The 12,993-nt window shown below is 70.4% G+C and carries 4 protein-coding genes and 1 pseudogene; all 5 read right to left on the minus strand.

Annotation, left to right across the window (positions count from 1 at the left end):
* A pseudogene (locus ACFV61_RS08795) lies at positions 1–9,314 on the minus strand (hypothetical protein); the annotation flags it as partial.
* A gap of 85 nt (positions 9,315–9,399) precedes the next feature.
* On the minus strand, positions 9,400–9,702 hold the full coding sequence (locus ACFV61_RS08800) for a hypothetical protein (protein ID WP_380342655.1): 303 nt from the start codon (positions 9,700–9,702) through the stop codon (positions 9,400–9,402).
* Complete coding sequence (locus ACFV61_RS08805) at positions 9,695–10,159, minus strand: YbaB/EbfC family nucleoid-associated protein (RefSeq protein ID WP_380342658.1); 465 nt, start codon at positions 10,157–10,159, stop codon at positions 9,695–9,697. Before ACFV61_RS08805 ends, ACFV61_RS08800 begins: the two co-directional genes overlap by 8 nt.
* 38 nt (positions 10,160–10,197) lie before the next feature.
* Entirely contained in the window at positions 10,198–12,426 is a 2,229-nt protein-coding gene (locus ACFV61_RS08810) for a hypothetical protein (RefSeq protein WP_380490784.1), read from the minus strand.
* A 63-nt stretch (positions 12,427–12,489) separates the two neighbouring features.
* Positions 12,490–12,984, minus strand: coding sequence for a hypothetical protein (locus ACFV61_RS08815; RefSeq protein ID WP_363373621.1), 495 nt, complete (start codon positions 12,982–12,984; stop codon positions 12,490–12,492).
* Positions 12,985–12,993 lie beyond the last annotated feature (9 nt).

A 12,993-nucleotide genomic window follows, 5' to 3' on the forward strand; every position in this document is an offset into this window, starting at 1 on the left:
CTTCCCGCCCCGCGGGGTTGCCATCCCGGGGGTTCTCCCCCCCCCGGCACGGCCCGCGGTGGCGCCCCCCGCCCCGGGGCGACGACTCCCTCCGGGTCCCAGTGCGCCAGGGCGAGTTCGGCGGTGCCGTCGAAGAGCGTGCCCTTGATCTTGGCCTTGAGGGCGGTTCCGGTCCGCTGGGAGCTCTGCTCGATGATGTTCCGGTCGCTGCCGCGCTGCCCGTTCACGCCCCCCGTACCGGCGCCCCCGAGGAAGTCCTTTCCGCCGCTCGACTGCTTGGCCGAGATGGCCAGTGCCAACGCCCGGGCCTTGGCGTCGGACTCGGTGATGGCGCTGGTGACGTCGGTGCCGGTGTTGAACTCGCCCGCGTCGGTGTTGCGCAGGTACGTCAGGTCCAGCACCTTCGCCGACACCAGGATGCTGCCCCGGCCGTCGGACAGCGGGATCTCCAGCGGCTCACCGGCCGTCATCGACCTCAGCTGGGTCTGCAGGCTGGGCAGGTCCAGCTGGGCGAGGATCTCGGCCCGCACCGAACTCCAGGCGTCGCCGAACCTCTGCCGCCCGAAGGCCTCCAGCCCGGAGGGCTCGCCGGCCGCTCCGAACAGCGCCGTGTCACCCGCGGCGGCGTTCCCGCGCCCGTGCAGCGTGTCGACGTTCTTGACCACGTCCATCCCGCCCAGCGCCGCCGTCCGCAGCACCCGGGGCGGCGGGGCGTGGCGGATCTCGTCGGGCGCAGGCCCGACGGAAGCAGCCTCGGCGGCCGGCGTGACGATCCGCACCGGCAACGGGACCCGCACCGGCTCCGGACGCTGCTCCGCGCCGGTCCGCCCGGTGTTCACCACCGGGGTCCGGGAGAACGGCGGCAGGAGCGTCCGCACGCCCGGGACCCCGGAGAAGTCGAGGTCCAGCCGGACCGTCGCGTCCACCCACAGCACCGGCTCGGCGGTCTTCCTGCGGTGGGTCATCCGGCCGGTCGCGGTGATCGTCACCGCCTTGCTCCGGTCCATCATCCCGCTCACCGGCCCGGACAACCCGGTGTTCGACGCCGGCTTGCCGCTCACCACCAGACCCCCGCCCCACCGGGACCGGCTCTCACGCAGGGTGCCCGCTCCCGCGGACGAGTCGCCGCCGTCCTCGAACTCGAACTTCTCCGTCCGATGCTTCGTGACGGGCGTCTCCAGCGTGGCGCTGATCCGCAGCGTCCCGGAGCCTCCACCGAGGTCCAGGGGCACCAGCAGATCGTCGCCCCGGGTCATCCGCGACAGGTTGGGCTCCAGCATCCCGACGTCGAGCTGCTCGGCGAGCCGCTGCCGGATCTCCTCCCGCCGGCTCGCCGAGACACCTGCGGGCAGCTGTCCGAGTACGGCCGCCACGACCTGGTCGTCCTCCCCGTCGACCAGCACCACCCGGTCGCCCGCGCTGATCCGGCCCTGCTCCGTCATCCGGCCCGGCGGGGCGGGCAGGGGCGGCGCCTTGGGCGGCTCCGGCGCCTTGGGCAGGTCCTCCTGCTTGGGCGGCTCCTGCTGCTGCGGCAGGTCCTCCTGCTTGGGCAGTTCCTGCTGCTGCGGCAGCTGCTGTTCCTTTGGCTGCTCCTGCTCCTTGGGCAGCTCCTGCTCCTTGGGAGGCTCCTGCTGCTGCGGCAGTTCCTCCTGCTGCGGCTCCTTCTGCCCCTCGTGATCCTGCTTCGGCGTAGGCGTAGGCGTAGGCGTCCGCTCAGGCTCCTTCAGCGGCGGCGGAGTCGGCTTGGTCTGCGACTCGGTGACCACAGGCACGTCGGCCGGACGCGGCGTGGCGGGCCGAGGGGTCGTCGGCTGCATCGCGCTGTAGTGGGTGACGCGAATGTCCTCCTCATTCGAGCGGAGGATGTGGACGATCCGCTCCGACCCCTCGTTCAACAGACGGGGCACGGAGGCCTGGTCGTACACCCTCAGCTGGATGCCGAAGGCGTGGGCGGCCACCACCGCGATCTCGTCGTAGAACGGGGTGGTCCACAGCACCCGGTTGCGCACCGCCATGTCCACGAATCGGCTGAGCGGCAGATCGGTCAGGTCGGACAGCGTCAGGTGCCGGGGATCCCTGTCCCCCGCCTGCACCCACACCAGCTCCCTGAGTGCCGGCATCCGGTCGAGCACGCGGTCCCAGGTCGCCGTCCGCTGCGGCCCGTCCTCGCCCAACACCGCGAGGAGGTGCTCCAGCACGTCTCCTCTGCTCAGTCCCAGGTTCTCCGCGCCGGCGATCGCCGTCAACTGCTCACGGTTGAAACCGTCATCGGAGAGCAGGAACCGAAGGGGACTCATCCCCAGGGCGTCGAGGTCCGTCCGCTGCCTGGTGCCTTCCTGCCCCCGGAACCACTGCGAGACGGCCGCGCGTGCGCCCCTGACGTCCAGGTGCCCGTGGCCCCAGGAGTCCAGTTGCCGGGGCGCGCTGGCCAGGATCGACGTGAACAGGCAGTTGCCGTCGCCCGGGACCCGCAGGACGTCGAAGTGCGACCCGTCGCCCACCGACCTCTGCCCCGTCACCGGCCACTCCCGCGTGGCGGGCGTCGGCGGGGCCGCCGGCGGGACGCCGCCCTGCCCGGTCTCGCCGAGTGCCCCGAGGCGCCTGTCCTTCGACTTCGCCGTGTCGTCCTTCTTCTTCTTTTTCGGGTCCACCGCCTTCGCCGGCGGGTGCGAACCCTGCTCGGTGTCCGGTTCCGTACCCGGCACGAACTTGACCCAACGGCCTCGGGTGCCGTGCTCGTCACTGAGGAGGCCGAGCGGGGCGTAGCGCTGACCGGCGGCCACGTTGACCGAGGTCGTGGCCGCCCAGACGACCCTGCCGGTGGCGTTGGCGAACTGCTGCGCCACCACCTGGCCGTTGTCCCCGCGGGCGCCCGCCTGGCAGGCGAACAGCACGATCTGGGCGTCGAGGGGCATGCGCCGGAAACTGGGCCGCCTGCGGATGACCTGGCCGAACGCGTCGCCCGAGAGGTGGACCTTCCTGGTCCCGTCCGTCTGCTTCGACAGCGTGGGCAGGAGCGTCGCGAGGTGCGTGGCGTGCGTCATGGCCGCGTAGATCGGGGCCGCGACGTTCCAGGGGACGAGGCCGATCGTGCTGAGGTCGGGGTTGTCCGAGGCCCCGGCGGCCTCAATGTCGTCCTGGTCGTAGAAGTCGGACGGCAGGTACTCGAAGTGCGGGTTGGTCGGGTCGAACCCGTCCCGCACCTTCTCCCAGTTCCGGGTGAGCGAGTCGTCCCGGAAGAGCCGGCCTCCCGACTGCCCGCCGAGCGGGAACAGGATGGGCTGGCTGTCGAGGTCCGTCGCGTCGATCGGGTAGGTCGAGTTCGAGTCGACCAAGCGGCCGTTGTCCTTGTGGACCTTCCTGACCTGGACGGTGTGGGAACCCTGCTCCTCCACGAGGGCCGGGTCCGGCGGAACCTCCTTGATCCAGAACCCCCGCTCCACCTTCGCGCCCGGCTTGTCCGCCAGTGCGGAGCGCAGTCTGCCCTTCACCCTGATGACACCGCCGGACATCGAGGTCGCCACGGAGTTGGTCCACACGGTCCGCCCCGTCGCCTTGGCCACCGCACGGGGGAACGCCAGGTCCGCCCCCAGGCTCGCAGGGCCGACGAGCACCAGCGGGGTTTCCGGGGTGATGCGGTCGAGCGGCAGGTCGGACGCCACGCCCTCGGCGAGCTTCTCGGGGTCGAGGTCGTCGAGCTTCTTGGGCATCAGCACCAGGAGCGGTTCGGGCCCGGTGACGTCGGTCAGGCTGTAGTGCTTGCTCGTCTCCGGCGCATCGGCGCCGGGCTCGGTCCCAGGCTGCGGGACGGGTTCGGGGCCGCCGTCGGACACCTTCTTGGGATCGTTCCAGTAGTAGACGTTGCGCGCGGTCTCCAGCAGCTCCGGCGGCGCCTCCGACCAGCTTTCTCCCCGCACCTCCAGCGCGACCACGGCTCCACCGGGCGTGGTCACCAGACGGGTCCGGTACTCCTCTTCGCGCGGCTCCTGCCCCTGCGGCACGGGTTCGACCTGGCCGGGGGCCGCGACGGGCTCCTCGTGTGGCGTGTCCGCCGGCGGCGTGTCCGCCGCCAGCCGCTCCCGCAGGGCGGCCCGGAGGGCGGCCCCGGTCAGCGCCGGGTCGACCAGCACGGCCGTGTCCACCAGCCTCCGCAGGTGCTCCGGCACCGGGCGCTGCCGGTCGGGCAGCGCGTGCAGTTCGTGGGCCATGCCGCCCAGCCAGCCGCCGGTCAGGAAGGGCACCCGCATCCGGTACTCGTCACGGGCGAGACGCTCCAGGCGCCGCAACGCCCGGACCCTTTCGAACTCGCGGGTGACCCCACCGGGGGGCGCGTCCGGGTGGAAGAGGTCGTCGTGCAGCTTGAGCAACGCCCCCGCGGCCAGCTTCTCCCGCGAGGACGGCGCGGACGCCGAGGACACCTCGCCGGGCGGTACGGTCGTCGACTGGCCCGGTTCGTTGGCGAGTTCCCTGGCGGCGTGGTCCAGCGCCTCCCGGTCGACGGTGCCACCGGCGCCGTCGATACCTCGGGTCACGACGGACGCCGGCTGAGCGGCCTTCTTCGCGGACTTGGCGGTCTTGGGGGCGAGAGCGGTGTCGTCGCCGCCGAGTCGGTTCCGGTCGGACGTCGGCTCGATGTGCTCCGCCTTGGCGCCGGGTCCGCGCTCCCCCGATCCTCCCGGGAACTCGGGCATCAGGTCATGACGCCGCAACGACTCGACGTTGACGCCCAGTTCGGATGCCAGCCGATGCCAGGGGTCGGCCACCCCGTTGGAACGGTGTTCGGCGAGCAGCCTCCGCGCCTCAGCCAGGGAGACATCGCCGTGCACACCGCCGCCGCCACCCGACTTGTCCCGCAGGTCGGCCAACTGCTGCTGCCACTCGGCCTCCTCGGCGGCATCTTCGGCGGCCTCCCGGCGTACCTGCCGCTCGGTCTCCCGCTGATCCTCCTCGGCCCGCAGACGCTGCCGCTCGGTCTCCCGCTGCTGCTCGCGGGCCTCCTCCTCGGCGCGCAGCCGCTCCCGCTCCTTGAGGGCCTGCCGGTCGGCTTCGGCGCGGACGGCCGCGTCGGCCGCCCGCTGCTTCCGGCGCTCGGCCAGCTTCGTCTCCGCCTCCGCGGCCTCCTGTGCGCGCCGCGCGGCCTCCTGCTGGAAGGCCGGATCGTTCTTCTGCTCCTCCCGGCGCTGCTCGGCGGCGTCGCGGCGCTGGTCCCGCTGGCCGGACTCGGTGACCCGCCCGTCCCGGGTGGCGTCCTCGCCGCCCAGCTTGGCTCCCTTGCCGGGGAACTTCTCAGCCGGGGTCTTGCCCTCCGACCCCGCCGTGCCCGAATCCTTCAGGTCGCCGAACCCGTGGATCCCGGACTTCGGAGCCGGCTGCTGCTGCTCGCCACCGTCCGAGCCCTGCTTCCCCTCCTCCTTCGGCGGCACCGCCGGCGGGTGCTCCTCCTGCGGGCCCGCCACGGTCTCGTCCGTCAGCAGGTGCCCCTCGCCGGGGAACTTCTCCGCCGGAGCCTTCTCCTTGCCCGGATCCTTCACATCGCCAAGCCCGTGAACGCCCGTCTTCCGATCCGGAGGCACCGTCCCAGTACCACCGCCCGAACCCTCAACCACCCCTTCCTTCGGCGGCACCGACGGCGGACCGTCAACCGTCCGCCCCTGACCGGGGAACTTCTCCGCCGGAGCCTTACCCTTCCCCGAATCCTTCAGGTCACCGAGCCCATGAACCCCGGACTTCCGATCCGGAGACTGCTTCTCGCCACCACCCGAACCCTCCGCCCCGTCCTTCGGCGGCACCGGCGGAGCATCATCCGTCAGCAAGTGCCCCTGACCGGGGAACTTCTCCGCCGGAGCCTTACCCTTCCCCGAATCCTTCAGGTCACCGAACCCGTGAACCCCGGACTTCCGATCCGGACCTTGCTGCTCGCCACCACCCGGGCCCTCGGAGTCGGCGGGGGCCGGCTCCACCTGGGTCTGACTGCCCTCGGACCGTCCTCGGTCCTGCACTCCGCTGCCGGCGGGGCCGGGCCCACCCTCGGGCCGCCCGTCCGAGCCGGAGTGCGGCGCGGCGGCACCGGAGCCGTCGCTCTCCTTCTTGGCGTTCAGATCGTCGATCGTGCGGAATTTGAGCTCCCGTGTCGAACGCGGCCTCTTGGCGTCGGCCAGAGCCTTGGCCTCCTCACGCTCCACAAAGGACGGATCCGACAGCGCCTTCGCCTTGCGATCCGCCTCGCCCTGCTCACGCAGCTGCCGGTGCAGCTCGGCCTGCGTCAAGTACGCGGGATCGGGCAGCGGCTCCTTCTCACCGTCGCCACCAGGCTCCTTGGGCGCCTCCTCATCCACCTTCGGCGGACCAGACGCCTCCTTCGCCTTACGAGCAGCCTCAGCAGCCGCCGCACGATCCTTCTCACCCTGCTCACGCAGTTGCCGGAACGCCTCAGCCTGCGACGAATACCCGGGATCAGGCTGCGGCTCCTTCTCGCCATCACCCGACTTCTTGACCCCGTCACCGTCCGCCTGCGACGGACCCGACGCCTCCCTCGCCTTACGAGCAGCCTCAGCCTGCGCACGCAGATCCCGCTGCAGCTCACCCTGCGCACGCAGATCCCGGTGTATCTCACCCTGCGCCGTGTACATCGGGTCAGGCCGCGGCTCCTCCTCGCCATCACCCGACTTCTTGACCCCGTCACCGTCCGCCTGCGACGGACCCGACGCCTCCCTCGCCTTACGAGCAGCCTCAGCCTGCGCACGCAGATCCCGCTGCAGCTCACCCTGCGCACGCAGATCCCGGTGTATCTCACCCTGCGCCGTGTACATCGGGTCAGGCCGCGGCTCCTCCTCGCCATCACCCGACTTCTTGACCCCGTCACCGTCCGCCTGCGACGGACCCGACGCCTCCCTCGCCTTACGAGCAGCCTCAGCAGCCGCCGCACGGTCCTTCTCGCCCTGAAGGCGTTGTTCCCGGAGGTGTTCGCGCTGGAGTTCGTACTCGGACTTCGGGGTGTCCTTGCGAGGACCGTTCGGGTCGGGGTCCTTGCTGCCGTCCGGACCGCCCTCGGTCTTGGGAGGCCGTCCGTCGCCCTCCTTGGACGGCTTCGGGTCGGGCTTGTGGTCGGGCTTGGGGTCAGGGTTCGGGTCCCGCTTGGGGTCCGTCGTGCGGTCGGGATTCGGAGGGTCGGGCGTGTGGTCGGGCTTGGGGTCCGGCTTCGGGTCGGGCTTGGGGTCCGGCTTCGGGTCCGGCTTCGGGTCCGGCTTGGGATCCGGCTTGGGATCGGGCTTCGGGTCCGGCTTGGGATCGGGCTTCGGTGCAGGCCGCGGATCCGGCTTCGGGTCGCCGCCGCCCGCCGTCGCCGTGTTGCCACCCGTCTGCTTGCCCTGGTCGCCCCCGGACTCGGTGGGGCGGCGGGTGGCGGGGTCCGGCGTGGTCCGGCCACCGTTGCCGGTCTGCGAGCCGGGCTTGGAGGTCTTGTCCCCGCCCGGCGTCTCCGTGCCGATCGACGGCTTCGGGCCCGTCGACTTGCCGCCCTCGGTGCCGGCCGCGTTCGACCCGCCGTCCGTCTTGGACCCGCCCTCGGTGCTGGGCCCGCCGTCGGTGCGGTGCGAACCGGACGGCGGGGTGAGCGAGGTGGTACGGCCGCCGCCCTCGGTGCTGGTCAGGTGCGGGCCGCCCTCGGTCGGGGCGGGGAGGCGCTCGCCGAGCCTGGGCACCGGGAACGGCGCGGCGTGGCCGGACAGGTTGGTGGCCACGGACAGCAGGGTGAGGGGGTGGAGCGGGTGGAAGTACTTGCTGCCGTCGTGGGGGATGTCGGCGTGCTGGAGGTCCCGGACGAAGTTGACGTACTTGGTCATCAGGGGCGAGGTGAGGCCGTGCATCAGGTGGCGCGCGCCGCCCATGAGGAAGCCGCTGAGGAAGCTCGCGCCGCTGGCCGAGAACTCGTGGTTCGGCTCGAAGATCAGGTTGTAGAAGCCCTCGGTCAGGTACTGGTTGAGACCGTTCTTGACCTGCTCGCCGAGCACGTGGCCGAGCACGAACATCGTGTTCATCTTGCCGACGCGGCCGGCGAGTTCGGGAAGCTTCTCGGCCAGGAGCTTGAGTTCTCCGGTGGCGACCTTGGAGTTGTTCGCGATCTCGCGCAGGGCGGCGGCCAGGCCCGCGCGGGCTTCCCCCGACTTGGCCCACTTCTGGGCGAACTCCTTGCCGAACGCCGTTCCCAGCTCGCGGGCGAGGTCCTTGCCGAGGGCGGGGCCGAGGTGCTTCTCGAAGGACTTCGCCATGTTCTCCGCGAACTGGGCCCCGGCCTTGGCGCCGGTCTTGCCGCCGGCCGCGAAGCCCTTGGAGAGGAAGGCGGAGTTCTCCCGCAGGAGCTTTTCGAGGCTGTTGGCGAACTTGTTCGCCGCCTCGTCCCCGATCGCCCGGCCGGCGCCGGCCCCGGCTTCCTTCGCCCCGGCCTTCCCGAGCCCCTTGGCCCCGGCGTTGCCGAGCTCCTTGGCCCCGACATTGCCGAGTTCCTTGGCGCCGAGGTTCGCGAACTCCTTGGTCCCGCCCTTGGCGATCCCGGCGGCCAGGTTCTTCAGCGAGGCGCTCAGTTCCTTCGAGACGAAGAGCTTCCCGAACATCTTGCCGAAGAGCTTGCCCAGGCCCATGCCCAGCAGGTGCAGCGGGCCGGCGATGATGCCGCTGATCGCGCCGAAGATCGCGGCCTGCTTGGTCAGGTCCTTGTCCCACTCGTGCCGGTTGCCCTGCCCGAACTGGATGCCCTGGATGATCCCGTCCATCACCAGGCCGCCCACCACACCGAAGAAGGTGTGCATCAGGATCACCTGGAGGAGCTTCTTCAGCAGGTTGATGATGATCGTCTTGACGACCTGCTTGACGGGCTCGACCGCGAGGAGCGAGGTGCCGGCGGTGAACGGGGACCAGAAGATGGCCAGCGCGATCTCGATCAGCAGCTGGACGATCTGGCCGATGATCATCCACTTCGTGTACTCCACGGTGTTCGCGACCTTGCCCGCGAACTCGCTGAGCTGCTTGCAGAGTTCGGTCGCCGTGGCGATGTAGTTGGTGCCCTCCTTCCCCTGGCCGACGAACCGCCCCATGTCCTGCTCGAAGGCCTCGGCGGTCTGCCCCTCGAACTGCTGCCGGCACTTGGCCACCAGATCCACGATGTAGGCCTCGAGCTGCGGCAGTTCCTCGGAGAGCGTCTTGTACTCGTCCCGGACGTCTCGCAGCAATCCCTCGTTGGACTCCGGCCACGGCATCCCGGTGAGGATGTGGAAGAAGGTCGCCACGCCGGGCGAGACCTGGATCGAGGAGTGGGCCATGGCGGGGAGCCTCCGGCTGCGAAGCCTGCTGGTGCTGTGCGTGCGGTGCGGGTGGGGAACGGCGCCGTCCGGCGCTATCGGCGGGTCACTTCACCAACCCGGCATTGTGCTCGTCGGTCGAGTCGAACAGGTCGGCCACGTTCATGCCGTTCTTCGCGACGCGCGCCAGCTTGTCCCTGATGCCGCCGACCAGTTCGAGCAGATTGGTGGTCGGCTCGTCCACCTTCTCGTGGTACTGCTTGCCGATCTCGTCGGATCCGGCCGCCGTGCGGTTCACCTTGTTGACGTGGTCGATCTGGCCGTAGACCTTGTCGACCAGCTCGGACATCTTGTCGAAGTCGCCGAACGCCGCCTTCAGGTCCTCAAGTTTCACCAACTGCTTAGCCATTGAACTCCTCCTGCTTGTGGGTCTTGGTCTGGTCGGCTCCCGGCCGCATCGCGGTGAGCGGCTCCAGCAGCGCGTCCAGGTCCAAGCCTCCCAGCATCGACAGCAGGGGGTCCTCCTCCTGGTCGCCGGTGACCGCCAGGCGCAGCGACTCGCCGACCCCGTCGAAGGCGCGCATCGACCGGGTGATCTGCTCGCCCATCCGGGCCTTGGCCTCGTTCAACACGTCCTTGAGGACGGCGGCCAGGTGCGCGGGGGCCATCTCCTGGTAGGCGGTGGTGTGGAAGGTCAGCGCGAGCACCTCGCCCTGCGCGCCCACCTTCACGGTGAGCATCCGGTCCTTGGTCGTCACCGAGGCCGTCGCCGCCTGCAGTTGCCGGGTCATCTCGGCCATCTTGACCTGCTGCTCCTCCAGGGCGGCCATCGCCTGGGCGAGCTGCTCCTCGAACGAGAACGTCATCTCCGTGTTCCTTTCCACTCCCGTGACGCGGCGCCGACTCAGCGGCCGATCACTCCGCTGACCGCACCGGTGTCGGTGCCCCAGACCTCTTCGTCCTCGGCCAGCCAGGTGGTCCGCTGCCGGCCCTTCTCGCCCTGGCCGCCGCCCATTCCGCCGCCCATCGGCGGGACCATGGGCATCCCGCCGCCGCTGGTGTTCACCGAGCGGCCCCGCATCGCGGCGGCCTCCTCGGCGGCGAGTGCGGAGGCCTTCTGGCTCATCGTGGCCTTCTCGGCGGCGGCTGCTCCGGCGCCGGCGACCTTGGCCGCGGGCGGCGGTCCGCCGTTCTCCGCCACCCGGGGGCCGACTCCGCTGCTGGTGTTGAGGATCCGGGGGGCCTGGCCGCCGCCGGAGGTGCCGAGGCCCTCGTACGCTCCCCCACCGACGCCACTGAACATCCCCGGGTAGGTGCCGACCGCGCCGAAGCCGTCGTTCTGGTCGAGGCTGCTGCCCCCCGACCCCAGGTTCAGGGTCCAGGGCGTGCCCCCACCGGTGGACGGCGGGCGCGCACCGCTGATGTCGCCCCAGGTGATGGTTCCGCCACCACCACTGCCGCTGCCACTGCCACTGCCGCCCACCGAGGCCCAGGCGTGCTGGAGGTCGCGCGAGCGCTGGATGTAGTCGGAGATCGGCTTCTTCTGGGGGTCCAGCAGGGTGCCGTCGTCGGCGATCGAGGAGCCCTTCTCGACCACGATCGGGTTGCCGTTGGCGTCCAGGATCTCCTTGCCGTTGGGGTCGACCACCGTGCCGTCCTCGCGGATGGTCGATCCCTTCGGCACCTTGGCGTTGGGGCCGTACACGCCTCCGCCGGTGCCGGCCGGCACGTTGGCGCCGGGGGGCACCACGATCGGCTTGCCGTCCTTGCCCAGCACCTCCTTGCCGGAGGAGTCGTAGACCTTGCCGCCCGAGATGTAGCCGCCGGGCGGCAGGAGGATCGGCTTCTTGTCCTTGTCCAGGAGCACGTTGCCGTCCTTGTCGCGGATCGGCGTCCCGGCGCCGAGGCCGCCACCGTTCCCGCCGGCGCCGTCGCCGCCGATGATCGGCGGCGGGGGGATGTGGTTGTTCTTGTCCCCGCCGGCCCCGCCGTCCCCCCCGCCGGCTCCCCCGCTGCCGTCGCCGAGACCGGGCGGTGGGGGTGCGTCGGGGTTCTTGGGGTTGTTGGGGTCGTTGGGGTCCGGCATCTCCTTCGGCGGAAGCGTGATGCCGACCGGCATGAGGTCGAACCCGAGCTTGGTGATCAGCGGGTCGTACGCGCTCCCCAGTGCCGCCATCGCGTCGTCACCGGGCTTGTCCAGGTAGTCGGCGACCTTCTTCAGCCACCTCTCCTTGGCCTTCTGGTCGAGAGCGGCGTAGAAGGCGTCGTTGCGGGGGTCGCCCAGCGAGGAGGTGTCGTACTTCCAGGTGCTCTCCGCGGTCCAGTACATGGGGGCCTTGTGCATCTCCTCCCACAGGACCTCCTGGATGCACTGGTACGGGAACCCGGTGCTGTACCAGACCGTCTGCGCCGTCCTGACCGCCTTGATGACGACGCCGATTCCGTACGCCGCGTACTCCAGCGAGGGCCCGTAGTTGGCCCCGACCAACTGGTTGCGCAGGTCGTCGAGTTCGACGGCGAACCGTTCGAGGAGCTTCTTGAACTCGCCCGCCGCGTCGCCCTCCCAGCTGTCGCCCGGGCCGTCGATCTGCTCCGCCCACTTGCGGAACGCCTCGGCCTGGGTCGACAACCACTTCGTGGTGTCCTCGATCGCCTTGGCCCCGGCCAGCAGGCTCTGCGGGTCGATCGTGTCGTTCCCGCGGGTACTGATCGGGAGCTTCGCCTTGGAGTCCGGAGCCACGTCGGTCGAGACGTCCGGCATGATCGGGTCGAGGATCAACTCGGCCTGGTGGTTGAACTTGGAGAGCACGCCGTTGGGGTCGTTCCCCCACTTGTCGTAGTCGATGTGGACGTTGATCTTGAAGTGGCGCGGGCCGCCATCACCGTTGTTCGCGGTGCCGTCGTAGAAGTTCATCGCCCACCAGACGTCCGGGTTCCCCAGCCCCGTGCCGTCCGTCAAGTACGTCTGGGTGGACGCGTCCTTGGGGTCGAAGTACCCGTTCTCGACGGACATGTTCCCGGACTTGATCCATCTCTCGGCCTTCGCTCCCGCGATCTTGTCCCGCGTGGTGATCTCCACCGGAGCCTGCTTGGAGTTGAAGGCGGCGAGCGTCGTCTCCCAGAGCATGGGCACGGAGGTCTCCAGGTGAGTCAAGGGGTTCAGGGGTACAGGGAGCCGACCGGAAGGGGAAGAGCGCTACTTCCCGCCGCCGCCACCACCGCCGCCACCGCCACCGACGGCGATGACGTCTTGCAGGATCTGCATCACTTGCGCGGCCGTCAGAGCCTCGTCGTGAGCGGTGTCCATCAGGTTCAGGAAGCTCAGGACGTCGAGCCGGCCCTTCTCCATCTGGTTGTGGAAGGTCTTGAAATCACCCACCACGGTGCTGGCGAGGTGGGTGAACCCCTTCGCCAGGTTGGTGCCGCTCTCGAAGTTCCCGGCCAGCAGCGAGACGTAGTGGTGTTTCGTGGTCACCGTGCCCTGGCCGCTGAAGCCCAGCATGGCCGAGTAGCCCGGGTCGGTCTCCAGCTGGCTCAGGTACGACGGCAGGATCGAGTTCGCGAAGTACTCGAGGTCGTCGTGGTTGACGCTGAGCGTGTGGCTCATGTCCGGTGCCGGGGGCCCGGGCGCCGGCGGGGTCAGGGTCGGTGCGTCGGGCACCTTCGGCGGCTCCGGCGGGCTAGTGGGCATCGCGCCCGC

This window comes from Kitasatospora sp. NPDC059817, from assembly GCF_042731835.1.
In the GTDB taxonomy this organism is placed as follows: Bacteria; Actinomycetota; Actinomycetes; order Streptomycetales; family Streptomycetaceae; genus Kitasatospora.